Origin of the sequence: Actinophytocola glycyrrhizae, from assembly GCF_042653545.1 — a bacterium.
GTDB classification, from domain to species: domain Bacteria; phylum Actinomycetota; class Actinomycetes; order Mycobacteriales; family Pseudonocardiaceae; genus Actinophytocola; species Actinophytocola glycyrrhizae.
Map to the genome: position 1 here is coordinate 33,148 of NZ_JBHSIS010000020.1, position 25,010 is coordinate 58,157.

Genomic DNA, 25,010 nt, shown 5'->3' on the forward strand with positions numbered 1-25,010 from the left:
GTGTAACGGGTGCGGGCGCAGTCTTGTGACCACATCAGGGCACAGACACGCCTGACGACCCTGTAGTTCGAGGAGACCGACCGACCGTGGCCTCACCCTCCGGGCAGATCCGCCCAGGGCGCTACCTAGCGTTCTTCCTGTTCATCGTGGTTCTGCTGTACGGCCTGGTGTTCGCAACGCCGGATCACAAGCCGACCCCCAAACTCGGCATCGACCTGCAGGGCGGCACCCGGGTCACGCTGACCGCGCGTACCGAGACCGGCGACGCGCCCAGCCGTGAGGCCCTCGACCAGGCCCGGCAGATCATCGAGAACCGCGTCAACGGCATCGGTGTCAGCGGCACCGAAGTCGTCCTCGACGGTAACAACATCATCATCACCGTGCCGGGTGAGGAGGGTGAGCAGGCCAAGGACCTCGGCCAGACCGCTCAGCTCCGGTTCCGCGCGGTGATCGGCCAGCCGCAGCCTGCCCAGGTGCCCCAGCAGGAGGAGCCGACCGAGCCGTCGACGCCACCGGACGGGGAGTCCACCGAGCCGTCCGCGCCGTCGACAGAGCCGTCCGCCCCGCCGACCGCGGGCGGGGCCACGGGCACGCCGCAGGGCAGGCCCGCCCCGGCCGCAGCGGCCCAGCCGGGCACCACGGATCCGACGGCCCCGCCGGCCTCCGACGCGGAGCAGCCGACCGACGAGGAAGCGCTCGCCGATCCGCTGAGCGCGTGCGCCAAGTACGCGGCCGACGTGGCGACCTACAACAAGGACGTCGGTTCGGGCAAGGAAAGCTCGGTCACGACCGCGAGCCTGATCCAGTCGGGTCGCGCGTGCCGCCAGGCGCCGCAGCTCGCGGGCAGCGAGGACGGCACCGTCCAGCCGGACCCGAACCTGCAGCAGGCCGCGATGGCCGCTCTGGACTGCTCCAAGCCGGACCCTCTGGTCGGCAACGACCTCGCGGACCAGCCGCTGGTCGCCTGCGACCAGGAGGGCACCGCCAAGTACGTCCTCGGCCCGACGTTCCTCCACGGCACCCAGATCTCCGACGCGGGCTCCGCGGTCAACCCGGAGGGCGTCGGCTACGTCGTCACGCTGGACTTCGAGAGCGAAGGCGGCCGGATCTGGGCCGACTACACCGAGGCCCACGTCGGCCAGATGGCCGCGTTCGTCCTCGACACCCAGGTCGTGTCGGCACCGGAGATCCAGGGTGCCATCACCGGCCAGACCCAGATCACCGGCGGCGGCCAGGGCGGCTTCAGCTCCACGGAGGCCAAGAGCCTCGCCGACGTGCTGAAGTACGGCTCGCTGCCGCTGTCGTTCGACTCGTCCGAGGCGGAGACGGTGTCCGCGACGCTGGGGCTCGCGTCGCTCAAGGCGGGTCTGATCGCGGGCGCGATCGGTCTGGTACTGGTGTTCATCTACTGCCTGTTCTACTACCGGATGCTCGGCCTGCTCACGATCCTGTCGCTCGCGCTGTCCGCGGTCATCGTGTTCGCGTTCCTGGTGCTGCTCGGCCGGTGGATCGGGTTCACCCTCGACCTCGCGGGCGTCGCAGGCTTCATCGTCGCGATCGGTATCACCGCGGACTCGTTCGTGGTGTTCTTCGAACGGCTGAAAGACGAGATACGCGAAGGCAGGACGTTCCGGTCGGCGGTGCCGAGGGCGTGGGTGCGTGCCCGGCGCACGATCCTGTCCGCCGACGCGGTCATGTTCCTCGCGGCCGCCGTCCTGTACGTGCTGGCCGTCGGGCAGGTCCGCGGCTTCGCGTTCACGCTCGGCATGTCGACCGTGCTGGACCTGATCGTGGTGTTCCTCGTGACCCACCCGCTGGTGGCGCTCTCGTCGCGGTCCAAGTTCCTGTCCAGCCCGAAGATGTCCGGTCTCGGCGCGGTGCAGCGCCAGGCGAATGAGCGGCGGGCCGCCGGCCGTACCGTCGCGAAGGAGGTGTGACGGTGGCTGCCAACGAAACACAGGCGCCCGCCGGGAAACCCGCCGGGAAAGAGGGCGTGTTCCAACGGCTCTACGTGGGCACGGGCGCGTTCGACATCGTCGGCAAGCGCAAGCGCGCCTACGTCATCTTCGGCGTCGTGGTCCTCGTGTGCCTCGCGTCGATCGTCTTCCGGGGCTTCAACCTCGGGATCGACTTCACCGGCGGCACCCGGGTCTCACTGCCTGCGCAGGGCGCGAACGGCGAGATCTCGATCGCCCAGGTCGAGGAGGCGTTCACCGAGACGCTCGACCTGGAGCCCGCCGCCGTGCAGACGGTCGGCACCGGCGACGCGGCGACCATCCAGATCCGGTCGGAGGCGCTGGACAACGAGCAGGTCACCACGCTGAAGGCGGCACTGTTCGACCGGTTCCAGCCGGAGAACGCGCAGGGCGAGCCGAGCGAGCGATCCATCAGCGACAGCGCGGTGAGCGCGTCGTGGGGTGGTGAGATCTCGCAGCAGGCGTTGATCGCGCTCCTCGTGTTCCTCGTGCTGGTGACGATCTTCCTCGCGCTGTACTTCGAGCGATGGATGGCGGTCGCCGCGATCGTGGCGCTGTTCCACGACATCATCGTGACCGCGGGGGTGTACTCGCTCGTCGGCTTCGAGGTGAGCCCGGCGACCGTGATCGGTCTGCTGACGATCCTCGGCTTCTCGCTGTACGACACGGTGGTGGTGTTCGACAAGGTCAAGGAGAACACCCGCGGTCTGCTGGGGCTGACCCGCCGCACGTACGCGGAGGCGGCGAACCTGGCGCTGAACCAGACGCTGATGCGGTCGATCAACACGTCGCTGATCGCGGTGCTTCCGGTGCTCGGCCTGCTGGTCGTCGGCGTCGGCCTGCTCGGCGTCGGCACGTTGCAGGACCTGGCACTGGTGCAGCTGACCGGCATCATCGCCGGTGTGCTGTCGTCGATCGTGCTGGCCACGCCGATCCTGGTCGACCTGAAGATGCGGGAGCCGAAGTTCCAGCAGCAGGCGGCCCGGGTGCGGGCGCGGCGCGAGAACCTCGCCCGCAAGGCGGCCGAGCGCGAGACGTCCAGCTCCCCGGCTGAGGTAGCGCAGGTCACCGAGATCGACGATGACCTGCCGGCCACCGACGACGAGGCGCTCGACGAGGAGCTGAGGCAGGAGCGCGCCATGGCAGCGGCGAGCAGCGTCCCGGCCCGCAACCCGAAGTCGGCCGAGGCACAGCAGCGCAGGGGCAAGCCGACCGGCAAGCACCCCGGCCGTCCTTCGGGCAAGCGGCGACGTTGACCGACCTCGCGGCGGCACTGGAACTGGTTCGCACGGTCCCGGACTTCCCCGAGCCAGGGGTGCAGTTCCGGGACCTGAACCCGCTGTTCGCGTCCGCACCGGCGTTCCGGGCGGTCATCGACGAGATGGCCGCCCGGCTCCCGGCGGACGTGGACGCCATCGCGGCGGTCGAGGCACGCGGCTTCCTGCTGGGTGCCCCGGTGGCCGTGGCCCGTGGCTGCGCGCTCGTGCCGATCCGCAAACCGGGCAAGCTGCCGGTGGTCGCGGACCGCGTCGACTACGCGCTGGAGTACGGCACGGCGACGCTGGAACTGCCGGGCGGTGTCCTGCCGGCCGGTGCCCGTGTCGCGGTCGTGGACGATGTGCTGGCGACCGGCGGCACCGTGGGCGGTGTGTGCGAGCTGATCGAACGCGCGGGCGCGACCGTGTCGGTGGTGTCGGTGGTCCTGGAGCTGGCGGCCCTGTCCGGCCGCGACCGCGTCGGCGGTCAGGAGATCCAGGCGTTGCGGGTCATCTGACCGGCGGTCAGGCGCGTTGCTGCCAGGTGCACAGGCAGACCCGGTTGCCTTCCGGGTCGGCGAGCACCCAGTAGCTGGGCGCCGCCGCGTCGCTGACCAGCGTGCCACCCGCCGCGAGCGCGGCGTCGATGCGTGGCCGGACCTGAGCGGGTTCGACCCACACGTCGGGGTGCCAGCGCTGGCGGGGTTCCTCGCTGCCGGACTCCTGGAACCACACGACCGGCATGGTGTCGGCCGGGTCGCGGACCTCCCCGTCGCCGGGTGTCATCGCGAGCACCGCGGCCCAGAACGGCAGCACCGCCGCGTGGTCCGGGGTGTCGAGCGCCAGTTCGAGCCGGGACACGGTCGCGGACTCCGGCGCCAGCCCCGCGTCCCCGGCGAGCGAGGTGATGGCGCGCGCCAGCCGGACGTCCCTCTCGGTGACCCCGCGCTCGCCGTCGCTGGTGAGCCGGAGGTCGACGTGGTCGCGCCGAAGGTTGACGTCGGGGTGGTGGTTCGCCTCCTCGGCCGCAGCGCCGATGGCGGCGAGGAGTGCGACACCGGTCGCGAAGTCCCCGGTCCGGACGCGGGTGTGCAGACCGCCGAGCAGGTAGGCCCACCCCGTGAGCCCTTCGCCGGCGATCTGCTGCCCGGTCAAGGTGGTCATGCCGCCAAAGTTAGCCGATCTGGATCGAGCGCTTCGCCAGGCCGTGCCAGTAGCCGTCGATGACCTGCTTCGGTGCCTCCGTCGTGCCGAGGGCCGCGCCAAGGGACACGAACAGCGGCGCGAAGTGCTCGGTGCGCGGGTGGGCCAGCCGCGCGGCGGGGGACTTGTGCTGGAAGTCCAGCAGCGCGTCGAGGTCCCGGGCGGCGAGCGCTTCGGCGCCCCAGTGGTCGAACTCCGCCGACCACGTCGGTGCCGCACCGCCTGCGTCGGCCCGCATGCCGGACAGGTTGTGGGTGAAGAACCCGCTGCCGACGATCAGCACGCCCTCGTCGCGCAACGGGGCCAGCCGCTGCCCGATCGAGAACAGCTCCTCCGGGTCCAGCGACGGCATCGACATCTGCAGCACGGGCACGTCCTCGGCCGGGTACATCTCCTTCAGCGGCACGTAGGCGCCGTGGTCGAGGCCGCGGTCGGGGTCCTCGTGGACCGAACCGAGCAGGGCGTGCACGGAAGCGGCCAGGCCGGGGGCGCCGGGCGCCTCGTACGTGACGTCGTAGTAGTGCCGCGGGAAGCCCCAGAAGTCGTACACCAGCGGCACTGTCGTCGTCGCACCCACCGTGAGCGGCGCGTTCTCCCAGTGCGCGGACACCATCAGGATCGAGGTGGGCCTCGGCAGCTCCGCCGACCAGCCGGCGAGCTGGCGGGTCCACAGGTCGTCGTCGGCGAGCGGCGGGGCGCCGTGACTGAGGTAGAGGACCGGCATGGACATGGTCGCGCTCCTGAAGTTGAAGTTTCAACTACAGCCTACAGGAACCCACCGGGCGATCTTCACGGCGATCGCGGTTATTCTCAGTGCCAGAGGAGTCGCTATTGAGCCAGAACGTTGAGACCGGAGCGGCGTCCGACAGCGCGCCGCCCACAGCCGCGCGAGCGCCGTCGGCCACGCGGCGGGTGCGCGCGCGCCTGGCCCGCCGCATCACCGCCCAGCGGTCCGCGCCGGTCAAGCAGGTGCTGGAGCCACTGGCCGCGGTCCACCGCGAGCTGCACCCCAAGGCCGACCTGGCGTTGCTGCAGCGTGCCTACGACGTCGCCGAGGAGGCGCACCGAGGGCAGCGGCGCAAGTCCGGCGACCCGTACATCACCCACCCGCTCGCCGTCGCGACCATCCTCGGCGAGCTGGGCATGGACACCATCACCCTGGTCGCCGCGCTCCTGCACGACACCGTGGAGGACACCTCCTACGGCCTGAAGGACCTGCACGAGGACTTCGGCGAGGAGGTCGCCCGGCTCGTCGACGGCGTCACCAAGCTCGACAAGGTGCAGCTCGGCAGCGCGGCGGAGGCCGAGACCATCCGCAAGATGGTCATCGCCATGGCCCGTGACCCCCGCGTGCTGGTGATCAAGCTCGCCGACCGGCTGCACAACATGCGCACGATGCGCTTCCTGCCGCCGGAGAAGCAGGCGAAGAAGGCCCGCGAGACCCTCGAGGTGCTCGCGCCGCTCGCGCACCGGCTCGGCATGGCGACGGTCAAGTGGGAGCTGGAGGACCTCGCGTTCGCGATCCTGCAGCCCAAGAAGTACGACGAGATCGTCCGCCTGGTCGCCACCCGCGCGCCCTCCCGCGACACCTACCTGCAGAAGGTCACCGGCGAGCTGACCACGCACCTGGACCAGTCGCGCATCAACGCCAAGGTCGAGGGCCGCCCCAAGCACTACTACTCGATCAACCAGAAGATGATCGTCCGCGGCCGCGACTTCGACGACATCCACGACCTGGTCGGCGTGCGGATCCTCGTCGACGACGTCCGCGACTGCTACGCCGCCATGGGTGTCGTCCACGCGCTGTGGCAGCCGATGCCGGGCCGGTTCAAGGACTACGTGGCCCAGCCGCGGTTCAGCGTGTACCAGTCGCTGCACACCACGGTGATCGGGCCGGACGGCAAGCCGCTCGAGGTCCAGATCCGCACGCACGAGATGCACCGCACGGCCGAGTACGGCATCGCGGCGCACTGGCGGTACAAGGAGACCCGAGGCACCCACGACGGGCAGGCCGTCGAGGTCGACGAGATGGCGTGGATGCGCCAGCTCCTCGACTGGCAGCGGGAGGCCGCCGACCCGGGCGAGTTCCTCGAGGCGCTGCGCTACGACCTCGCGGCCCGCGAGATCTTCGTGTTCACGCCCAAGGGCGACGTGATCACGCTGCCCGCCGGGTCGACGCCCGTGGACTTCGCCTACGCCGTGCACACCGAGGTCGGCCACCGCTGCATCGGCGCCCGGCTCAACGGCAGGCTCGTCGCGCTGGAGCGCAAGCTCGAGAACGGCGACGTCGTCGAGATCTTCACGTCCAAGGCGGAGGGGGCCGGTCCGTCCCGCGACTGGCTCGCGTTCGCCGCCTCCCCGCGTGCCCGCGCCAAGATCAAGCAGTGGTTCGCCAAGGAACGCAAGGAAGAGGCGATCGAGGCGGGCAAGGACGCGATCGCCAAGGAGGTGCGCCGCGTCGGGCTGCCCATGCAGCGGCTCGTGTCGGCCGACTCCATGGCGGCGCTGGCCCGCGAGCTTCGCTACGCCGAGGTGAGCCAGCTGTACGCGGCGGTCGGCGAGGGCCACACCTCGTCGCGGCACGTCGTGCAGCGGCTCGTCGCGCTGCTCGGCGGTGTCGAGCACGCCGAGGAGGAGCTGGCGGAGCGGTCCACCCCGTCCACCGTCACCCGCCGCAGGGCGTCCGGCGACGCGGGCGTGATCGTCAAGAACGCGTCCGACGTGTGGGTCAAGCTCGCACGCTGCTGCACCCCGGTGCCCGGCGACGACATCCTCGGGTTCGTCACCAGGGGTGGCGGGGTCAGCGTGCACCGCACCGACTGCACCAACGCAGGCGAGCTGCTGGCCACCCCGGAGCGGCTCGTCGACGTCGAGTGGGCGCCGTCGGACTCGTCGGTGTTCCTCGTGGCCATCCAGGTGGAGGCGCTCGACCGGCACCGGCTGCTGTCCGACGTCACGAAGGTGCTGGCCGACGAGAAGGTCAACATCCTGTCGGCGTCGGTGACCACGTCCCGCGACCGGGTCGCGGTCAGCCGGTTCAGCTTCGAGATGGGCGACCCGAAACACCTCGGGCACGTGCTGAAGGTCGTGCGGAGTGTCGAAGGTGTGTACGACGTGTACCGGGTGACGTCCGCTTCCTGAAACACGGGACCCGTCCCGGCCGATGCGCGATGAGATGGTGCGGACGCGCCAAACGAACTGGGGGAGACCCGTGACCACACCGCAGGAACCCGACGGCCGGCCCTACTACGCGGAACCACCGGTGGCCGGGGTGCCGTACGCGGAGCCGCCCGCCGCCCAGCCCTACCAGCAGTACGCGCCGCCCGCCTACCCGCCACCGCCCGGGTACGGGCAGCAGCCGCCCTACCCCTACCCGTATCCCTACCCGTACCCGCCTGCCCGGTCGACGAACGGCATGGCCATCGCGTCGATGGTGCTGGGCATCCTGTGGGTGTACTGGATCGGCAGCATCCTGGCGCTGATCTTCGGGTACCTGGCGCTGAACGAGATCCGCCGCTCCAAGCAGGCCGGCGAGGGCATGGCCATCGCCGGCATCGTGCTCGGCTGGATCGGTGTCGGTGTGCTCGCCATCGTCCTGCTGATGGTCGCGACCAGAGGGTTCAGGTGATCAGCGCGGTCATCGGGACGCCCGCGATGGACTTCACGTCGCGGGCCAGGTGCGCCTGGTCCGCGAACCCGGTCTCGTAGGCCACCGACGCGAGGTCGGTGCCCGCGCGGGCGAGGCGCAACGCACGGTCGAACCGCAGCACCCGCTGCAGCGTCTTGGGCCCGTACCCGAACGCGGCCAGCGACCGCCGGTGCAGCTGCCGCTCCGTCCACCCCAGTGCGTCGGCGACCGTGGCCACCCGCTCGCCGCGCCGGATCAGCGTGAGCAGGCGCGGCACGGCGGGATCCCAGTTCGCGTCGACAGCCGCCACGGCGTCCGCCAGCACCCGCTCGGCCCGCGCCACCGTCGCCGTCGCCGCCAGGTCGTCCGCGAGGTGCCGGACGCGGTCACCCGGCCACAGCCGGTCGAGGTCGACCCGCTCGTCCCGGACGGCCGACGACGGCACCCCGAGGCCCTCGGGCGCGCGACCCGGCTTGAACCGGACCGCCACCAGCAGCCCGGCCGACAGCGAGGTCCGGTGTGCGTACGTGTCCGGCCCGGCGACGAACAGGCGGCCGGACTCCCGGTGCCACAGGATGTCCGCGCACGCGTCCGGCACCACGTGGGTCGGCGTCGCACCGTGCGGCATCGTCCGCGACCACGTGCACGCGAACACGTCGTGTGCGCTGGGCCGTTCGGAGTACTCGTCGGTCACGGTGCCCAGTGTGCCACCGGGCACCGACAGACCGGCCGACTCGGACTCAGGCGGCCTCGGCCGACTCGATCGTCACCGGCGTGACCGGTGCGCCGTCCTGCGGGCTGTTCCCGCCCGGTGCGACACCGGCCGCCGCGACCTGGTCCAGCGTCGCGAGGCTCGCCTCGTCCAGCGTGCCGAAGACCGTGTACTCCGGCGGAAGCGTGGAGTCGGCGTACACCAGGAAGAACTGGCTGCCGGTGGTGCCGGGGCCCGCGTTGGCCATCGCCACGGTGCCGCGCGGGTAGGTCACGCTCGAACCGTCCGCCGAGGGCGGCAGGTCGGTCGGGAACTCGTCCGGCACGACGTAGCCGGGACCGCCGGAGCCGTTGCCCGCCGGGTCGCCGCACTGCAGCACCCTCAGGCCTTCGGACGTGGTGAGGCGGTGGCAGTTCGTGCCGTCGAAGAAGCCCTCACCGGCCAGGAAGACCATGCTCTGGACGGTGCACGGCGCCCGCTCGGCGTCGAGCTGGATCGTGAGCGGACCCGCCGACGTGGTGAGCGACAGCGTCGTGGCGTCCACCGGGCCCTCGTCCGGGGGCAGCCCGACCGAGGGCTCCGAACCGGACTGGTCGGGCCCGAAACCGCACTCGCCCTCGGTGGTGGTGCCTCCCTCGGCGGTGTCCTCGGCGCTGGTCGTCTCCTCGGCCGTGGCGGTCGGGAAGTCGTCGTCCCCGCGCTGGGACGACGGGTTCTCCCGTGCGACGCAGCCCGCCAGGGTCAGGCCGATGGCGGCGACGACGGCAGAGGTACGAAGGATGTTCACTGCACTGCCGCCGTTTCGATCGTGACCGGCAGCTTCGGTGTGCCGTCCTGTTCGCCGTTGGGGCCCGGGGTGATGCCGCCTGCCGCGACCTTGTCGATCGTGGCGAGACCTGCCGGGTCGACCGAGCCGAAGACCGTGTAGTTCGCCGCGAGCGTGGAGTCGCCGTACACCAGGAAGAACTGGCTGCCACCGGTGTTCGGGCCCGCGTTGGCCATCGCGAGCGCGCCGCGCGGGTAGATCACCGACGGGCTGCCGTCGGGTCCGGCAGGGCCCTGCTCGAGGTCGGTGGGCAGCTCGTCCGGGATCGAGTAGCCGGGGCCGCCGCCGCCGGTACCGAGCGGGTCACCGCACTGCAGCACCTTCAGGCCCTCCGACGAGGTGAGCCGGTGGCAGGTGATGCCGTCGTAGAAGTCCTTCTCCACCAGGTGCTCGATGCTCTGCACGGTGCAGGGGGCCTTCGCGCGGTCCAGCGTCAACGGGATGTCGCCCTGGTTCGTCTTGAGCAGCACCTCCACGGTGCCGGTGCTCGGCGTCTCCGCCGGGTCCTCCGGCAGGCCGGGGTTCTTCTCCGACTGCTCGTCCGGCGCTTCCTTGTAGCCGCAGGCGCCGTCGGTGGTGTTCTCGGCGGGTGGCGTGTCCGTGGGGTTGGTGGCGGCCTCACTGTCCTCCGGACCGAGGTTCACGAGCCAGTACACGAGGCCGACTGCGGCGACCACCACCATGACGGTGATGCTCACACCCCAGATGCGGCGCCGCTTGGCGCGTTCCGCGCGGCGAGCCAGCTGGCGTTCCAGCTTTCGCTTGGCCGCCTGCCGACGCTGCTCGTTGCTCGGCACCGGGCACCCTCCCTGACCTGAGACCTGATTTTGTGACGTCAACCAGGCGCGCAGTCTATGGGTACCGCTAGTAAGAACCGTGTGGAGGTCTGTCAAAACACGGCAACCTCTCAGAAACTTCTGGGGAGCGATCCCCCAGACCCCCGGAAGAAACCCGTCGGTAGGGGTGTGACCCGGAGGGGGTGGGGGTGAGAAGCTGGATACTGGGGGTGGCCGTACGGTGACGGTGACTGACAAGGTGGGCTCTATGCACGACAGGCGGGACGACGGGACTTCGCCGTTCGCCGAGGAACTGGAGCGTCTCCTCCGCAAACGGGGCCTGTCCTGGCGCCGTCTCTCCGACCTCATCGGCTACACCCCGAGCTGGCTCTCGAAGATCAAGCACGGCGCGCCGCCGTCCGCTGAGCTGGCCCGCAAGTGCGATCAGGTCCTTGAGGCGGAGGGCCATCTGATCGCGCTCGCCGCGTCGACGAGCGGTCCGGTCCGGCTCGCGCAGCTGCCCGCGGCCGCCGCCACCTTCGTCGGCAGGGACGCCGAGCTGACGGAGCTGACGGGCATCCTGGTGCACCACGGCGAACCGGGCACCCCGCAGACCATCACGATCGACGGGCCGCCGGGGGCAGGCAAGACCGCGCTGGCCCTGCGGGTCGCCCACGCGGTGGTGGAGCACTACTCCGACGGCCAGCTGTACGTGGATCTGCGCGGCTACTCGCCGGACGGGCACCCCAGGATCGTCGACGAGGTGCTCGAGGAGTTCCTGACCGCCCTCGGCGTGCAGATCGACGTCATCCCGGCGGGGCTGGAGGCACGCGCGAAGCTGTACCGGTCCGTGCTCGCCGACCGGCGCGTGCTCGTGGTCCTGGACAACGCGGCCGACGCGCAGCAGGTGCAGTCGCTGGTGCCCGCGTCGTCTGGCTGTGGCGTGGTCGTGACGAGCCGCAAGCGGATCACCGGCATCGAGATGCGCGGCGACAGCCGGATCACCCTCGGCCCGATGTCGGAGGACGAGTCGATCACGTTGCTGCGCAAGGTGATCGGCGCCGACCGCACGGCCGCCGAGCCGGCCGCCGTTCGCGGGCTCGCGAACCGCTGCGGGCACCTGCCGCTGGCGCTGCGGATCGCGGCGGAGCGCGTGGCGACCCACCCGCACCACTCGGTGAGCCTGCTCGTCGAGGAGCTCGACACCGAGGAGCAGCGCCTCGACGGCCTGTCCACCGACGACTCGGTCGCGGTCAAGACGGTCTTCTCGTGGTCCTACCGCGACCTGTCCGCGGACGCGGCGCGGATGTTCCGGCTCGTCGGCCTGCACTCGGGTTCGCACCTGAGCACCGGAGCGGCGGCGGCGCTCGCCGACCAGCCGGTGGCGAGGGCCCGCAGGCTGCTCGACCGCCTGACGGCCGTGCACCTGCTGGAGGGCATGGGCAACGACCGCTACCGCATGCACGACCTGTTACGGGTCTACGCGGCCGAACAGGCGGCGGAGGAGGAGCCGGAGGCGGAGCGCACACTTGCGCTGCGCCGCATGGTCGACTGGTACCTGCACAACGTCTACGCGGCCAACCACGCGCTCGCGCCGCAACGCCACGACCCGGTGCTGGACAAGTCCGCGTACGCCATCGACGTCGCCGACTTCGACTACGACTCCGCGCTGGAGTGGTGCGAGATCGAGATGTCCAACATCGTGATGGCCACCCGCACGGCCCACGCGGTTGGCGAGCACGTCGCGTGCTGGAAGCTGCCCGCGGGCTCGTTCAACTACCTGCACCTGCGCAAGCGCTGGAGCCTCTGGGTCGCGTCGCACGAGGTGGGGGTCGAGGGCGCGCGGCACGCGCAGGACGCGTACGGCGAGTCGTGGGTGCTCAACAACCTCGCACACGCCTACCGGGAACTGCGCAGGCTCGACGAGGCGATCGCGGCCTACGAGAAGTCACTCGCGATCCGCACGGAGATCGGTGACCAGGTCGGCCTGGCGTGGACGCTCACCGGCCTGGGCAACGCCGGGTTCGACCAGTCCCGCTTCGACGTCGCGGCCGAGCACTTCGAACGGGCGCTGGCCATGTTCCGCGGCGTGGGCGACCGGCACGGCGAGGGCATCGCACTCGCCAACCTCGGTGACGCCATCCGCGCACAGCGCGAGTTCGACCGGGCCGTCGCGGTCCTGGAGCAGGCACTGAACCTGTTCCAGGACATCGAGGACCGCTACGGCGAGGGCTACACGCTGGTGAAACTGGGCGACACGTACTCGGAGCTGAAGCGGCCCGCGGAGGCGCTGAACTTCTTCGAGCGCGCGCTGGCGATCCGGCGTGAGCTCGGTGACCGCTGGGGCGAAGGCGAGACCCTGCACAAGCAGGGCCTCGCGCTCTACGACAGCGGGCAGCCGGAGCCGGCTCGGGAATGCCTCCGCGGCGCGGTGGCGATCTTCGACGAGCTGGGTGACCCGAGGGCCGCGGACCTGAAGGAACTGCTCGCTTCGACCGCTTAGCGGGGTCCCCGGCGGGGCGCCGTGTTCGGGAGGCACTGGGTGGTTCGGCTCCCGGGGCTTGTTGTGGGCCGAGGGTTGGTCAACGGCGCTTCCGGGACATCGGTCAGGCCTTCAGTGCCTCGAACATCTGGTCCAGGAACCTCTGCACCTCGACGGTTTCCGCCACCTTCACCGCCACGCGCCCCGCACCGGCCTTGGTGGCGATGTAGGCGTCGCTGGCGATCAGGCGTTGGTCGGAGACCACCTGGCCGCGCGTGTGGGTGCCGGTCAGCTCCACGGCGAGCGGCATCTCCCGGTACGTGGCGAGCTTCGGTTCCAGCATGAGCGCGGCCGCGAGCGGGTCGTGCAGTGTGCACGTGTGCGTGCCGAACATCTGCGAGTAGAAGCCCGAGTAGTGGTCCAGCAACCGGTTCGCGAACGTCGCGCGGGGGCTGTCCAGCGCGCCGACCGCGGTCAGCCACTCCGCGCCTGCCCGTGCCTGTTCGGTCGCGTCGAGGCCGACGAGCGTCATGTCGGGGAACCCGGCCCCGAGCACGAGGTCGGCGGCTTCCGGGTCGTGGAAGAAATTTGCGTCCGCGTACGGCGTGATGTTCCCGGGCACGGTCACCGCGCCACCCATGACGACCACGGAACGTAACAGCTTGGGCAGGTCCGGTTCGAGGAGCACCGCGAGCGCGATGTTGGTGAGCGGGCCCAGGGCGAGCAGGGTCAGCTCGCCCGGATGCGCACGCGCCAGCCGCACGAGCTGCTCGGCCGCCGACTCCGACACCACGGTCCCGTTGGGCTCCGGGCCCGCGTGACCTCCCAGTCCGTCCGCGCCGTGCACGAACTCCGCGGTCTGCAGCGGCTGGGCGAACGGCCGGGCGGCACCGACCGCCACCGGCACGGTCAGCCCTACCAACTCCAGTACCCGTAGAGCGTTCCGCGCCGCTAACGGGGCAGAACAGTTGCCGTGGACACTACCCACAGCGACGATCTCCGCGTCCTCCTGGGCCGCGAGATACATGATCGCGAGGGCGTCGTCAACCCCCGGATCGGTGTCGAGAATGATGCGCACGCTGTGGCACTCAACCAGACAACCGGCCGGTAAAGCCAGACCGGGTGGCCAAGATCGGTACGTGAGTAGGGTCGCCTCGTGCGAGTGTGTGTTTTCTGCGGATCATCGCCAGGCAAGAGCCCGGTCTACCAGGACGCGGCGCGGCGGGTGGGCGAGGTGTTCGCCGAGCGGGGCATCGAGCTCGTCTACGGCGGTGCGAGCGTGGGCACCATGGGCGTGCTCGCCGACGCGGTGCTCGCGGGTGGCGGCAAGGCCCACGGCGTGATTCCCAGGAGCCTGGTCGACCGCGAGGTGGCCCATGACGGGCTCACGTCCCTGAAGGTCGTCGCCGACCTGCACGAACGCAAGGCGGCGATGTCGGAGCTGGCCGACGGCTACCTGACGTTGCCCGGTGGCGCCGGCACGCTCGAGGAGCTGTTCGAGGTGTTCACGTGGGCGCAGCTGGGACTGCACACCAAGCCGATCGCGCTGCTCGACGTCGATGGGTACTACCAGCCGATGTTGCGCTTTCTCGAGAACATGTCCGCTGAGGGCTTCCTTGCGGAGGACTTTCGGGGGATGCTCATCGTCACCACCGAGGTCACCGAGGCGCTCGAACGGTTCGTCGATTACCGCCCGCCCCGGACAAAGTGGACATGAGATCACGTGGAGTGATCACACACCGCGCACCGTGACTCCCCCATTCGGTGTTTCCTGATTTCGTCAACACATCAACACTGTGCAACCGCCCTGTGACTCCCCATAGTTGGCGGTGACGGCCGGTGAGGGATGTTGACGATGCGTCAAACGGGGGTAGTACCGGTCGGACACCTCATCCACGGGTGCGACTGACAGGGGAGACGGCATGCACACGGCCAGGGCGGGAGCAGGCGAGGGCGAACACACCGACCGGCACGAGCACGTGGACATCGTGGCGCCGAGGTCGGGGGACCGGCCGCTGCAGTCGGTCGCCGCCGCACACCACCGCCGCTGCGACTCCTGCGGCCAGCTGATGACCGACCCGCCCACCGGGCTGATCGAGCGCTGGCACTGGGACGAGGTGGCGGCCGAGACCGTCGCGCAGGCGCGGATCCGCGGCGAGTCGATCGCGCTGATCATGATCGACCTGGACCGCTTCAAGGACGTCAACGACAGCTACGGGCACCTCGCGGGGGACGCGGTGCTGCGCGGGGTCGCCGACGTCATCAGGGACTGCACCCGCGAGGGTGACCTGGCCTGCCGCTACGGCGGCTCGGCCGGTGACGAGTTCCTGGTGCTGCTGCCCGCCTCGGAGCTGGACGCGGCGCTCGGGGTCGCGGAGCGCATCCGCGCGGGCATCACGGGCATGTCGGTGACCGCGAAGGTGACCCGCGAGCTGACGACCACCATCGAGGGCCAGACCGCGTCGATCGGCGTGGCGACCTACGGCCTCGGCGACCTGGTCGAGCTGGACCTCGAGGACCTGATGCTGGACGCGGACGTGTCGCTGCGCGCCGCCAAGCGCCACGGCCGGGACCGGATCTGCGTGGCGAACATGGACGTCAGCACGACGACCGAGTCGGCCAGCCAGGCCACCAAGCGGATGGCCACCTGGGCCCGGTTCCGTCGCCTCAGGTCGGTCTGAATACCTGCGGTAGGTTCGGCCCGTGCTGGTAGTCGGATTTCCCACGGGTGCGTTCCAGGCCAACTGTTATCTCGTCGCGGCGGGTGAGGGCGAGCCGTGCGTGGTCGTCGATCCGGGGCAGGACGCCGTCGAGCCGATCACGGAGGCACTGCGCAAGTACCGGCTCTCGCCGGTCGCGGCACTGCTCACACACGGCCACTTCGACCACGTCTTCTCGGTCACCCCGATCTGCGACGGCAACGACATCGCCGCCTGGATTCACCCCGAGGACCGCACGATGCTCAGCGACCCGATGAAGGGGCTCTCCGCACAGGGGTCCGCGTTCTTCGGCGGCAAGCTGGAGATGCGTGAGCCCGCCGAGGTGCGGGAGCTGTCCGACGGCGCCGACCTGGACCTGGCGGGCCTGAAGCTGACCGTGGACCACACGCCCGGCCACACCCGCGGCTCGGTCGTCTTCCACACCGCGCTCGAAGAGGGCGGACGGGTGATGTTCGCGGGCGACACCCTGTTCGCCGGCTCGATCGGCCGCACCGACCTGCCTGGCGGGGACATGCGGACGATGACGGAGACGCTCCGCACCAAGATCCTCCCGCTCGCCGACGACACCGTCGTGCTGCCAGGGCACGGCGGCAGCACGACGATCGGCCGGGAGCGCGCGAGCAACCCGTTCCTGCTGGAGCTGGACCCCACGGCGCCCGGCCCGTCCAGGGGCATGTGAGTGGTCGGCGACGACGGCGGGCCCATCCCGCTCGACCTCGCTGAGCTGTCCAGCGCCCGGCGGCGCGGTTGTGTGGCGTTCGGTGTCGCGGTCCTGTTCGGCGCGGCGATCGGCGGCATCGTGGCCCTGTTCGCCGGCCAGACCGCCGCGCTGGTCACCGCGGCGGTCGTGATCGTGGCGATGACGTTCCTCGCGTGGGTGTCGGGCAGGCGCAGGCTCTCGCTCGATGGCGACCGCGTGGTGTCCACGGCGCTCGGCCGCAAGTCGGTCGACCTGGTGCACGTCGACAGGATCGAGCTGATGGTGACCGACGTCCGCGGCGCGCGGACCGTCGGGCTGCTGCTGACCGGCGACCGCAAGGCGATCAACCTGGCGCTCGCGATCTACTCCGGCGCCGGTGGGCGCGAGCTGGGCATCCTCGTGCTGCGCAGGCTCGCCGACGTCCTCGCCCGCAGCGAGAACACGGCCGGGCTGGTGTTCTCGCAGCTACTGGTAGCGCAGCTGCGCGCGGAGGCCAAGGGTGACGTGGCGGCCGACCGGCCGCTGTACCGCCTCGCGACGCTGGCCCACGGCGGCAGGCTCGCGCAGCGCATCAAGCCGGAGGCGGTGACCCGCTTCGTCGCGAGCCTCGACTGACCGGCCGGGGTGCGGGCGCCGCCCTGCGTGGCCGCTCCCCGTCCGGAACGCGTCGCCGCCGGCCGTCGTCGGTGGGTTCCCGCGGCGGCCGGTCCGCGGCCCGCTCACGGTCGGTGGTCCCGCGCTCCCCGGTCCGTTCCCGCTCGCGCTCGGGTGGCCTCGGCTTGCGCCGCGCGGGTGGCTCGGCAGGCAGCTCCTGCGTGGCGACGGCGGCGGCGAGCGCGGTGGTCACCGGGACCGCGGCGACGATGCCGATGCTGCCGACGAGCGTCCGCACGATCTCCTGCGCGATCGACTGGGACGTCACGATGCTGCCGATGCCGACCCCGGACACCGACGAGTACAGCAGCAACGGCAGCGCGGCACCGGCGTAGGCCATGACCAGGGTGTTCACGGCCGACGCGACGTGGTCGCGGCCGATCCGCAGCGCGGCGGTGTACAGCTCGCGCCGCGACAGTGACGGGTTCGCCGCCCGCAGCTCCCACACGGCACTGGTCTGCGTCACGGTCACGTCGTCGAGGACGCCGAGCGCGCCGATCACCACGCCCGCGAGCAGCAGGCCCCTGGTGTCGATGGGCTGGCCGAGCGTCGCGATCAGCGTCGACGCGGCGTCGTCGATGCCGGTGAGCTTCGCGAACGCGGCCCACAGCGCGCCGAGCACCCCGATCAGCGCGAGGCTGATCATCGTGCCCAGCACGGCGGTCGACGTGCGTGCCGACAGCCCGTGCGTCAGGTACAGGACCACGAACATGATCACGCCGGCGCCGACGATCGCCACCAGCAGCGGGCTCTCCCCGCTGATGATCGCGGGCAGCACGAAGAACACGAGCACCAGGAAGCTGATGACGAGCGCGCCGAGCGCCTTGAGCCCCTGCCACCGCCCGAGCAACAGCACCGCGACCGCGAACAACGCGGCGAGCAGCGCGAGCGGCACGCCGCGCTGGAAGTCGACCAGCTGGTAGGACCCGCCGTCGACCGGGTCGCCGCCGCCGTAGGACAGCACGACCTCGTCGTCGACCGCGAACCGCGGCGTGGACGGCTCGATGGGGACGATCGTGCGGATGTGCTGCTCCGGCGCGGGCCCGTCGGTCATGCGGACGTCGACGACGAGGCACCGGTCGTCGCCCTCCTGCGCACCGACCTGCACGTCACCGTTGCACGCTCCGGTGCCGGTGGCCGTGACGACGCCGTGCACGGGGGTGCCGCCACCGGAGTTCGGCTCCGGCGCCGGGCCGAACGGGTAGAGCAGCACGATGCCGACGGCGGCCGCGAGCGCGAACGGGATCAGCAGCGCGGCGATGACCGTGCGCACCCGGCGCGAGGCGGGCGGGGCCGGGGTGTGGCCGTGACCGTGACCGACGGGGGCCGCGGTGCGCTCCTCGTCGGCCGGCTCCGCCCGGCGCCCGCGCGCGGGCGCCCGGTCGGTGACCCGGGGGATCGGTTCGGTCTCGCCCTCGTACACGCGCGCAGTCTTTCAGGCCGTCAGCGGGTCGTTGAACCGGAAGTGCCGGGTGAGCAGGTCGTCACACGCGGCGACCGCCCGCGAGAGCCGCTCCTCCCGGTCACCGGTGACCTTCACCCACGGCACCCCCCTCGCCGAGAGCAGCTCGGAGAACCGGCCGGTCATCCACTCCCGCCGGTGCTCGCCGTCACGCCACCCGTCCTGCTCGAACGGCACCCCGACGTGGTCGGTGAGCAGGTACAGCGCGGGTCTGCGCTCGGTGGCGACCACCGGGTGGGCGGCGCCGAGGTACCGCTCGCACCACACCGTCGCGGCCCACGCGTCGTTGTCGCACACGAGCAGCGGCCCGCCGCGCCCGGCCGCGCGGTCCTCCTCCCGCGACTGGCGCCTGGCCACGTCGACGAAGTCGCCGACCGTCCACACCAGGTCGTCGAGCCGGGGCGGGACACCGCCCGCGAGCGCGGTGGCGGCGGTGAACTTGTCCTCGGTGTGCCTGCGGCCCTCCTCCGCGACCCACTCGGCGCGGTAGTGGTCGGCGAGCGCCCTGCTGAGGGTGGTGGTGCCGGTCGACTCGGCGCCGACCACGACCACCCGTGCGCACAGCCCGGTACGGGTGGCGGGGGCGAGCTGGTCCCAGTGCGCCGGGGTGTCGGCCCTGATCGCGGTGCCGGACACGGGCACGGCCGTGCGGTCCGGGTCCACGGCGACGTGCTTGGCGCCGAGCCTGCTCGCCAGCTCCGCGCCGTAGTCCTCGCTGGAGAACACGACGTCGACCGGCGCGCGGCGCGGGTCGCCGTCGAGCATGGCGCGGCGGGCGAGCACCGCGCGCACGATGCCGACGTGCAGGTCCCAGATCGCGTCGTCGTGGTAGTCGATGGGGTGGTCGTCGACGTCGCCGACGATCGCGACCCCCGCGTCGGCGGCGTGCTCCGCGCTGAGCCATGCGACCCGGTCGGCGAGCGGGATCGACTCGACGGCGGCGGCGAGCACGGCGACGGTCGTGCGGGCCGACGACACCGCGGCTACCCTGATGAGCCGGTGGTGACCGGCGTGCGGTGGGTAGAACTTCCCGAGGACCAGCGCGTGCTCGTACATGCCCGCATCGTGCCCCAGCGTTCCCCGGCGGCTCGCGGTGGTGTCAAGATCCGCGGAAAACGCTTGCCTTGCGGTATCGGCTCCGTCACGTTGCCGTTACCCTGGGGAGTGCCCGGATAGTTCCCGTGTTCTCGGGAGGATCGATGGACAGCGCCGAGTTGGAGGTCTGGACCACTCCGGACTTCGTCGAGTACGAGACGCCGATGGAGGTCACCGCCTACGCCGCGCGTATGGAGGACTGACCGCGCTGCCCGGCGCGGCCGGTTCCTCCGGGGAACGACCCGCAGTCCCCGGTACCGCGCCGGGCAGACCCATCGGAGGAGCGTCCTTTGATCCGCACCCCTGAGGAGTTCGTCGCCGAGCTCCGCGGCCTCTCCCACCGCTACTGGGGCACCCACCCGTTCCACCAGCGCATGCACGCCGGTGAGCTGTCCCGCGACGAGCTGCGGACCTGGGCCGCCAACCGCTGGTACTACCAGAGCGTGCTGCCGCGCAAGGACGCGGCCATCATCAGCAACTGCCCGCTGCCGGAGATCCGGCGCGCGTGGCTCGACCGCGTCGTCTACCACGACGGCCGCTCCGACGACGGCACCGACCTCGACAGCGGCCGGGAGCGCTGGTTGCGGCTGTGCGAGGCCGTCGGCCTGTCCCGTGCCGAGGTGCTGGACGAACGGCACGTCGTGCCCGGTGTCCGGTTCGCCGTCGACGCGTACGTGACCTTCGCGCGCACCCGCCCGTGGCTGGAGGCGGTCGCGTCCGGCCTCACCGAGATGTTCTCCGGGCACCTGATGCAGCGCCGCGTCGCGGACATGCTGGCGCGCTACGACTGGATCTCCCGCGACGACCTCGCGTACTTCACCGACCGCATCGAGGCGGTGTCCGGGGAGGGCAAGTCCACGTTGGACATCGTGGTGCGCTACAGCGTCACCGCGCAGCAGCAGGACGCGGCGGTCGCCGCGCTGTCGTTCAAGTGCGACGTCCTCTGGTCCGTGCTGGACGCGATCGAGCGGGCGGCCCATGTCCGGGAAACCTAGGCTGCGCAAGGGAGTCCGGCTCTCCTTCGACAAGACGCGGGACACCGACGTGCTGCTGTTCCCGGAAGGTGTGTTGGTGCCCAACGCGACCGCGGCGGCCGTGCTGTCGCTGTGCGACGGTCGGTCCACGGTGGACGAGATCGCGGCCGCGCTCGGCTCGCGGTTCCAGGGGGTGCGGGCCCAGGACGTGACCGACGTGCTGACGAGGCTGGTGGAGCGGAGGGTCGTGGAATGGACGTGACCGTGGCGCCGCCGCTGGGCATGCTCGCCGAGCTGACACACCGCTGCCCGCTGCACTGCCCGTACTGCTCCAACCCGGTCGAGCTGGCCACACGTGCCGACGAGCTGACCACCGCGCAGTGGCTGGCCGTGCTGGACGCGGCGCGGGACATCGGCGTGCTGCAGGTGCACCTGTCCGGCGGTGAACCGCTGGCCCGCCACGACTTGCCGGAACTCGTGTCGCGGGCCGCGGGCATCGGCTGCTACGTCAACCTCGTCACCAGCGGCCTGGGGCTGACGGCCGGCCGGCTGTCGGACCTGGTCGAGCGCGGGCTCGCCCACGTGCAGCTGTCCGTGCAGGGCGCCGAGCCGGACCGTGCCGACCGCATCGCCGGTGCCCGCGCGCACCGGCACAAGCTCGCCGCGGCCGCGCTGGTCAAGGAACAGGACGTGCCGCTGACCGTGAACGTCGTGCTGCACAAGGAGAACCACGACGTCGGCGCGCTCATCGCGCTCGCGGAGGAGATGGGCGCCGACCGCCTGGAGCTGGCCAACACGCAGTACTACGGGTGGGCGCTGCGCAACCGGGCCGCGCTCATGCCGACACCCGCGCAGCTCGCGGCCGCCGAGCCGGTCGTGCGTGCGGCGGCGCAGCGGCTGCGCGGGGCGATGGAGATCGTCTACGTGGTGGCCGACCACTACGAGAAGTACCCGAAGCCGTGCATGTACGGCTGGGGTGCGCGGCAGCTGACGGTCGCACCGAACGGTGACGTGCTGCCGTGCCCCGCGGCCTCGGCGATCACCACCCTGCCGGTGGAGAACGTGAAGACCAGGCCGCTGCGGGAGATCTGGTACGACTCGGCGTCGTTCAACGCCTACCGGGGCGAGGAGTGGATGAGCGAGCCGTGCCGCACGTGTGACCGCCGGTCGGCCGACTTCGGTGGCTGCCGGTGCCAGGCGTTCCAGCTGCTCGGCGACGCGGCGGCGACCGACCCGGTGTGCTCGCGTTCGCCGGACCGCGGGGTGGTCGACCTGCTGCTGCGGTCGCCGGGGGAGCAGGACGGGTTCGTGATGCGTGGTTCGGTGGGGGCGCGATGAGGGTGGTCGTCCTCGGCACCGCGGCCGGGGGCGGGTTCCCGCAGTGGAACTGCGCGTGCCCGCTGTGCTCGGAGTGCAGGGCCGGGGCCGCGGACGTGCCCGCGCGGACACAGGACTGCCTCGCCGTGCGCGCGGGCGAGGGCTGGTACCTGGTCAACGCGTCGCCCGACATCCGCGCCCAGGTGCTGGCGGCGCCGGTCCTCGCGCCGGGGCCTGGGCCGCGGGACACGCCGCTGCGGGGCGCGTTGCTGACCGACGCCGAGCTGGACCACACGATGGGGTTGCTGATGCTCCGGGAGGGTGGCGGGCTGCGGGTGTTGGCGCCACCCGCCGTGCTGTCCGCGCTGGCGCCGGTGCGGGACACCGTGTCCGGGTACGGCGCCTGGTCCTGGTCGTCCACCGTGGACCTGCCGGGACTGGCGGTGACGACGTTCGCGGTGAGCGACAAGAAACCCAGGTACGCGGCCGGTGTCACCGCACCCGGCCCGTGGGTGGTGGCCTACCGCATCACCGACCCGGCGACCGGTGGCGCGCTCGTCTACGCGCCGTGCCTGCGGTCGTGGCCGGACGGCTTCGACGAGTTCGTCGACGGCGCCGCGTACGTGCTGCTCGACGGCACGTTCTACTCGGCGGCGGAGATGACGGGCACCGGGACGTCCACCTCTGCGCAGCGTTCGATGGGGCACGTGCCGATCGACGGGCCGGACGGCAGCCTCGTCCGGATCGCCAGGCATCCCGGCACCCGCTGGTGCTACACGCACCTGAACAACACCAACCCGGTGCTGGACCGCCGCTCGCCGGAGTACGCGGTGGTGCGGGACGCGGGGGTGGCGGTGCCGCTCGACGGGACGGTGCTCACGCTGTGAGCGCGGCTCGCGGAGCCAACCACCGGCGCGGCCCCGGCTATCCTCGGTGAAGTGACAGAACAGGTCGTCCTGCTCGACGAGCAGGGGCGGGAGATCGGGGTCGCCGACAAGGCGACGGTGCACCACCGCGACACGCCCCTGCACCTCGCCTTCTCGTGCTACGTGTTCAACCCGCGCGGCGAGCTGCTGGTGACGCGGCGGGCGCGCGGGAAGAAGACGTGGCCGGGTGTGGTCACCAACAGCTGCTGCGGCCATCCCGGCCCGTCCGAGCCGTTCGCCGACGCCGTCCGCCGCCGACTCGCCGACGAGCTGGGCCTGCCCTCGGCGCCGGACGTCGACCTGCTGTTGCCCAAGTTCCGGTACCGCGCGGTGATGGACAACGGCATCGTCGAGAACGAGCTGTGCCCGGTGTTCCGCGCGGTCACCGACGCGGCGCCGGTGTTGTCGGCCGACGAGGTCGACGAGTACGGCTGGATGTCGTGGCCGCTGTTCGTCAGCCTCGTGACCGGCGGCGAGCTGGTCGTGTCGCCGTGGTGCCGCGAGCAGGTCGATCAGCTGGTGGCGCTGGGTTCCGACCCGCTGACGTGGCCGGTCGCGGACGAGGCCGGACTGCCGGCGGCGGCGCGGGGAGCGGTGGCGTAGCTCGCGCTCCAGTTGCGCAGGCCGACCACGCACAGTGCGAGGAAGCCGACGTAGAGGGCGGCCGTGAGCCACAGGTCCTTGTAGGCGTAGAGCGGGATGTAGACGACGTCCGCCATGATCCACAGCCACCACGACTCCAGCTTCTTGCGGGCCTGCCCCCACGTGGCGAGCAGCGACAACACGGTCGTGGCCGCGTCCGGCAGTGGCACGGTCGAGTCGGTGGCCGTGTCGAGCAGGATGGTCAGCCCCGCCGTGCCGAGCACCCCGATGGCGCCGAGCACGAGCCACTGGTGGCGCGTCGTGCGGGTGACGGTCAGCGCGCTGTGCTCCACACCGCCGCGCAGCCAGGCCCACCACCCGTACAGGGCGAGACCCATGTAGACGATCTGCAGGCCGGCGTCCGCGTAGATCCCCGCCGTCCAGAACAGGATCAGGAACACGACGTTGTTGGCGATCCCGATGGGCCAGTTCCAGATGTTCTGCCGGGCGACGAGCCACACGCACAACGCACCCGACACGAACCCGAGGATCTCGACGATGTCCACAACCACCCCTTTAGCGTTGACTTATATAAGGTGAACTCGATACGGTGCTGTCCCGAACGTAATGACACCAGAGGGGACCACCGATGATCGATGTCGCTGAGCAGATCAACGCGGTGAGCCGGCACGTCGGCAGCCGCGTGTTCGGCCCGGGGGAGGCACGCGTCTCGACGATCAGCCAGACCTACGACGCGGACGTCGACGACGTGTGGGACGCGTGCACCAGCCCCGAGCGGCTCCCGAGGTGGTTCCTGCCGGTCACTGGTGACCTGAAGGTGGGCGGCAGGTACCAGCTCGAAGGCAACGCGGGCGGCACGGTCGAGCGCTGCGACCCGCCGAAGAGCTTCTTCGCGACGTGGGAGTTCAACGGCATGGTCAGCTGGATCGAGGTCCGAGTCGCACCGGAGTCCGACGGCGGGACCCGGTTGGAACTCGAGCACGTCGCCCACGTCGAGGACAACCTGTGGTCGGAGTATGGCCCCGGCGCGGCCGGCATCGGCTGGGACCTGGCGTTTTGGGGCCTGGCGAGTTACCTGTCGTCCGGTCATCCGACCATGTCCCCCGAGGAGGGCGAGGCGTGGGCCATGTCCCCGGAGGGCGTCGGGTTCGTGAAGGCGGTCGCCGAGCGGTGGCGGGCCGCGCATGTCGAGTCCGGCGCGGACGAGGAGGCGGCGAGGGCCGCGGCGCAACGCGTCACGGCGTTCTACACGACCCCGCCCCCGGCCGAGGGTTGATCCGGGGTCGTGCCCGCGAGGACCTGGAGCCGGTCGGCCAGCTGTGCGACGAGCCTGCGCGGCGCCCGTAACCGGTACGCGTCGGTGAGCAGTTCGCCTACCTCGGCCCAGCCGGGCCGCCCCACGTCCAGCCGCACCGCCGCCCAGCCGCGGGCGCCGAGGTACGCGGGCACGTGGAACCGCTCCGGGTCGGTGCGCACCAGCGGGTCCTGCTCGCCGGGCGCTGCCTTGAACGCCACGCCGGCGATCCCGTCGCCCTGGTGGTCGTCCAGGAAGTAGCCGAACGTCTTCTTGCGCACGGCGAGGGTCAGGTGTCGGTCGCCGGTGCACGTCGCCTCCGGCAGCTCGGCGACGATCGCGGCGACCCGGTCGCGGAGCCGGGGGGTGGACATGGGAGAACGATAGCGCCGACCACCGACAGTTC

At 71.3% G+C, this 25,010-nt stretch carries 27 protein-coding genes; 17 read left to right on the top strand and 10 right to left on the bottom strand.

Annotated elements, in window-relative coordinates; translation table 11 throughout:
• The first annotated feature begins 86 nt into the window (after positions 1-86).
• The 3 genes from secD to ACFPCV_RS28310 are packed head-to-tail and all read left to right on the top strand — an operon-like array spanning position 87 to position 3,750.
• Complete coding sequence (secD, locus tag ACFPCV_RS28300; protein WP_378059417.1) at positions 87-1,937, top strand: protein translocase subunit SecD; 1,851 nt, start codon at positions 87-89, stop codon at positions 1,935-1,937.
• A complete protein-coding gene (gene secF, locus ACFPCV_RS28305) occupies positions 1,934-3,232 on the top strand; it encodes a protein translocase subunit SecF (protein ID WP_378059418.1) in 1,299 nt (432 codons plus the stop codon). Before secD ends, secF begins: the two co-directional genes overlap by 4 nt.
• A complete protein-coding gene (locus ACFPCV_RS28310) occupies positions 3,229-3,750 on the top strand; it encodes an adenine phosphoribosyltransferase (protein ID WP_378059419.1) in 522 nt (173 codons plus the stop codon). The genes secF and ACFPCV_RS28310 overlap by 4 nt, the downstream gene beginning before the upstream one ends.
• Positions 3,751-3,757: 7 nt before the next feature.
• On the opposite strand, the gene ACFPCV_RS28315 is transcribed toward ACFPCV_RS28310, so the two are convergent.
• Together ACFPCV_RS28315 and ACFPCV_RS28320 are read right to left on the bottom strand one after the other, a co-directional pair.
• Entirely contained in the window at positions 3,758-4,396 is a 639-nt protein-coding gene (locus ACFPCV_RS28315) for a VOC family protein (protein ID WP_378059420.1), read from the bottom strand.
• 10 nt (positions 4,397-4,406) lie between these two features.
• Entirely contained in the window at positions 4,407-5,165 is a 759-nt protein-coding gene (locus ACFPCV_RS28320; RefSeq protein ID WP_378059421.1) for a dioxygenase family protein, read from the bottom strand.
• Between the two features lie 101 nt (positions 5,166-5,266).
• Between ACFPCV_RS28320 and ACFPCV_RS28325 the strand changes: the two genes are divergently transcribed.
• Both ACFPCV_RS28325 and ACFPCV_RS28330 read left to right on the top strand, forming a co-directional pair.
• Complete coding sequence (locus ACFPCV_RS28325; protein ID WP_378059422.1) at positions 5,267-7,576, top strand: RelA/SpoT family protein; 2,310 nt, start codon at positions 5,267-5,269, stop codon at positions 7,574-7,576.
• Between the two features lie 70 nt (positions 7,577-7,646).
• Positions 7,647-8,063 carry a DUF4190 domain-containing protein gene (locus tag ACFPCV_RS28330; protein ID WP_378059423.1) on the top strand — a complete coding sequence of 139 codons (417 nt, stop codon included), beginning with the start codon at positions 7,647-7,649 and terminating at the stop codon, positions 8,061-8,063.
• On the opposite strand, the gene ACFPCV_RS28335 is transcribed toward ACFPCV_RS28330, so the two are convergent.
• The 3 genes from ACFPCV_RS28335 to ACFPCV_RS28345 are packed head-to-tail and all read right to left on the bottom strand — an operon-like array spanning position 8,056 to position 10,398.
• On the bottom strand, positions 8,056-8,757 hold the full coding sequence (locus ACFPCV_RS28335) for a helix-turn-helix transcriptional regulator (protein WP_378059424.1): 702 nt from the start codon (positions 8,755-8,757) through the stop codon (positions 8,056-8,058). The genes ACFPCV_RS28330 and ACFPCV_RS28335 overlap by 8 nt on opposite strands.
• A gap of 46 nt (positions 8,758-8,803) precedes the next feature.
• Entirely contained in the window at positions 8,804-9,562 is a 759-nt protein-coding gene (locus tag ACFPCV_RS28340) for a peptidylprolyl isomerase (RefSeq protein WP_378059425.1), read from the bottom strand.
• Positions 9,559-10,398, bottom strand: a complete 840-nt coding sequence (locus tag ACFPCV_RS28345; RefSeq protein WP_378059426.1) for a peptidylprolyl isomerase — start codon at positions 10,396-10,398, stop codon at positions 9,559-9,561. Before ACFPCV_RS28345 ends, ACFPCV_RS28340 begins: the two co-directional genes overlap by 4 nt.
• Before the next feature lie 247 nt (positions 10,399-10,645).
• Here ACFPCV_RS28345 and ACFPCV_RS28350 point away from each other — a divergent pair, with 247 nt between their 5' ends.
• Positions 10,646-12,880, top strand: a complete 2,235-nt coding sequence (locus tag ACFPCV_RS28350) for a tetratricopeptide repeat protein (protein WP_378059427.1) — start codon at positions 10,646-10,648, stop codon at positions 12,878-12,880.
• Between the two features lie 103 nt (positions 12,881-12,983).
• On the opposite strand, the gene ACFPCV_RS28355 is transcribed toward ACFPCV_RS28350, so the two are convergent.
• Positions 12,984-13,937, bottom strand: coding sequence for a nucleoside hydrolase (locus ACFPCV_RS28355; protein WP_378059428.1), 954 nt, complete (start codon positions 13,935-13,937; stop codon positions 12,984-12,986).
• Positions 13,938-14,015: 78 nt separating this feature from the next.
• On the opposite strand from ACFPCV_RS28355, the gene ACFPCV_RS28360 reads away from it, so the two are divergent.
• From ACFPCV_RS28360 to ACFPCV_RS28375, 4 genes are all read left to right on the top strand, one after another.
• Positions 14,016-14,576: an LOG family protein gene (locus tag ACFPCV_RS28360; RefSeq protein WP_378059429.1), complete on the top strand. Its 561-nt coding sequence runs from the start codon at positions 14,016-14,018 to the stop codon at positions 14,574-14,576.
• 205 nt (positions 14,577-14,781) lie between these two features.
• Complete coding sequence (locus tag ACFPCV_RS28365; RefSeq protein ID WP_378059430.1) at positions 14,782-15,540, top strand: GGDEF domain-containing protein; 759 nt, start codon at positions 14,782-14,784, stop codon at positions 15,538-15,540.
• A gap of 22 nt (positions 15,541-15,562) precedes the next feature.
• Positions 15,563-16,258, top strand: coding sequence for an MBL fold metallo-hydrolase (locus ACFPCV_RS28370; RefSeq protein ID WP_378059431.1), 696 nt, complete (start codon positions 15,563-15,565; stop codon positions 16,256-16,258).
• Positions 16,259-16,894, top strand: a complete 636-nt coding sequence (locus tag ACFPCV_RS28375) for a hypothetical protein (protein ID WP_378059432.1) — start codon at positions 16,259-16,261, stop codon at positions 16,892-16,894.
• On the opposite strand, the gene ACFPCV_RS28380 is transcribed toward ACFPCV_RS28375, so the two are convergent.
• On the bottom strand, positions 16,851-18,356 hold the full coding sequence (locus ACFPCV_RS28380) for a YibE/F family protein (protein WP_378059434.1): 1,506 nt from the start codon (positions 18,354-18,356) through the stop codon (positions 16,851-16,853). The two genes, ACFPCV_RS28375 and ACFPCV_RS28380, sit on opposite strands and share 44 nt — an antisense overlap.
• 12 nt (positions 18,357-18,368) lie before the next feature.
• Entirely contained in the window at positions 18,369-19,451 is a 1,083-nt protein-coding gene (locus tag ACFPCV_RS28385; RefSeq protein WP_378059435.1) for an AAA family ATPase, read from the bottom strand.
• Between the two features lie 143 nt (positions 19,452-19,594).
• Between ACFPCV_RS28385 and pqqA the strand changes: the two genes are divergently transcribed.
• The 6 genes from pqqA (at position 19,595) to idi (ending at position 23,310) form a co-directional block, all read left to right on the top strand.
• Positions 19,595-19,693 (top strand): pyrroloquinoline quinone precursor peptide PqqA, encoded by a 99-nt coding sequence (gene pqqA, locus ACFPCV_RS28390; protein ID WP_378059436.1) that lies wholly within the window; start codon positions 19,595-19,597, stop codon positions 19,691-19,693.
• A gap of 87 nt (positions 19,694-19,780) precedes the next feature.
• Positions 19,781-20,485 carry a pyrroloquinoline-quinone synthase PqqC gene (pqqC, locus tag ACFPCV_RS28395; RefSeq protein ID WP_378059437.1) on the top strand — a complete coding sequence of 235 codons (705 nt, stop codon included), beginning with the start codon at positions 19,781-19,783 and terminating at the stop codon, positions 20,483-20,485.
• A complete protein-coding gene (pqqD, locus tag ACFPCV_RS28400; protein WP_378059438.1) occupies positions 20,469-20,726 on the top strand; it encodes a pyrroloquinoline quinone biosynthesis peptide chaperone PqqD in 258 nt (85 codons plus the stop codon). The genes pqqC and pqqD overlap by 17 nt, the downstream gene beginning before the upstream one ends.
• Positions 20,717-21,802 carry a pyrroloquinoline quinone biosynthesis protein PqqE gene (pqqE, locus tag ACFPCV_RS28405; protein WP_378059439.1) on the top strand — a complete coding sequence of 362 codons (1,086 nt, stop codon included), beginning with the start codon at positions 20,717-20,719 and terminating at the stop codon, positions 21,800-21,802. The genes pqqD and pqqE overlap by 10 nt, the downstream gene beginning before the upstream one ends.
• On the top strand, positions 21,799-22,668 hold the full coding sequence (gene pqqB, locus ACFPCV_RS28410) for a pyrroloquinoline quinone biosynthesis protein PqqB (protein ID WP_378059440.1): 870 nt from the start codon (positions 21,799-21,801) through the stop codon (positions 22,666-22,668). The genes pqqE and pqqB overlap by 4 nt, the downstream gene beginning before the upstream one ends.
• A 51-nt stretch (positions 22,669-22,719) precedes the next feature.
• Positions 22,720-23,310: an isopentenyl-diphosphate Delta-isomerase gene (idi, locus tag ACFPCV_RS28415; RefSeq protein WP_378059442.1), complete on the top strand. Its 591-nt coding sequence runs from the start codon at positions 22,720-22,722 to the stop codon at positions 23,308-23,310.
• Here idi and pnuC read toward each other — a convergent pair.
• Entirely contained in the window at positions 23,220-23,861 is a 642-nt protein-coding gene (pnuC, locus tag ACFPCV_RS28420) for a nicotinamide riboside transporter PnuC (protein ID WP_378059443.1), read from the bottom strand. The genes idi and pnuC overlap by 91 nt on opposite strands.
• Before the next feature lie 77 nt (positions 23,862-23,938).
• On the opposite strand from pnuC, the gene ACFPCV_RS28425 reads away from it, so the two are divergent.
• Positions 23,939-24,586 (top strand): SRPBCC domain-containing protein, encoded by a 648-nt coding sequence (locus tag ACFPCV_RS28425; RefSeq protein WP_378059444.1) that lies wholly within the window; start codon positions 23,939-23,941, stop codon positions 24,584-24,586.
• Here the strand turns inward: ACFPCV_RS28425 and ACFPCV_RS28430 are convergent.
• Positions 24,556-24,978 carry an MmcQ/YjbR family DNA-binding protein gene (locus ACFPCV_RS28430; RefSeq protein WP_378059445.1) on the bottom strand — a complete coding sequence of 141 codons (423 nt, stop codon included), beginning with the start codon at positions 24,976-24,978 and terminating at the stop codon, positions 24,556-24,558. The genes ACFPCV_RS28425 and ACFPCV_RS28430 overlap by 31 nt on opposite strands.
• Positions 24,979-25,010 lie beyond the last annotated feature (32 nt).

Excerpts from the sequence above, each read along its gene's own strand:
- ACFPCV_RS28315 (WP_378059420.1), bottom strand. The coding sequence starts at position 4,396 with ATGACCACCTTGACCGGGCAGCAGATCGCCGGCGAAGGGCTCACGGGG.
- ACFPCV_RS28320 (WP_378059421.1), bottom strand. The coding sequence starts at position 5,165 with ATGTCCATGCCGGTCCTCTACCTCAGTCACGGCGCCCCGCCGCTCGCC.
- ACFPCV_RS28350 (WP_378059427.1), top strand. The coding sequence starts at position 10,646 with ATGCACGACAGGCGGGACGACGGGACTTCGCCGTTCGCCGAGGAACTG.
- ACFPCV_RS28365 (WP_378059430.1), top strand. The coding sequence starts at position 14,782 with ATGCACACGGCCAGGGCGGGAGCAGGCGAGGGCGAACACACCGACCGG.
- ACFPCV_RS28385 (WP_378059435.1), bottom strand. The coding sequence starts at position 19,451 with ATGTACGAGCACGCGCTGGTCCTCGGGAAGTTCTACCCACCGCACGCC.
- pqqA (WP_378059436.1), top strand. The coding sequence starts at position 19,595 with ATGGACAGCGCCGAGTTGGAGGTCTGGACCACTCCGGACTTCGTCGAG.
- pqqD (WP_378059438.1), top strand. The coding sequence starts at position 20,469 with ATGTCCGGGAAACCTAGGCTGCGCAAGGGAGTCCGGCTCTCCTTCGAC.
- pqqE (WP_378059439.1), top strand. The coding sequence starts at position 20,717 with ATGGACGTGACCGTGGCGCCGCCGCTGGGCATGCTCGCCGAGCTGACA.
- pqqB (WP_378059440.1), top strand. The coding sequence starts at position 21,799 with ATGAGGGTGGTCGTCCTCGGCACCGCGGCCGGGGGCGGGTTCCCGCAG.
- ACFPCV_RS28425 (WP_378059444.1), top strand. The coding sequence starts at position 23,939 with ATGATCGATGTCGCTGAGCAGATCAACGCGGTGAGCCGGCACGTCGGC.
- ACFPCV_RS28430 (WP_378059445.1), bottom strand. The coding sequence starts at position 24,978 with ATGTCCACCCCCCGGCTCCGCGACCGGGTCGCCGCGATCGTCGCCGAG.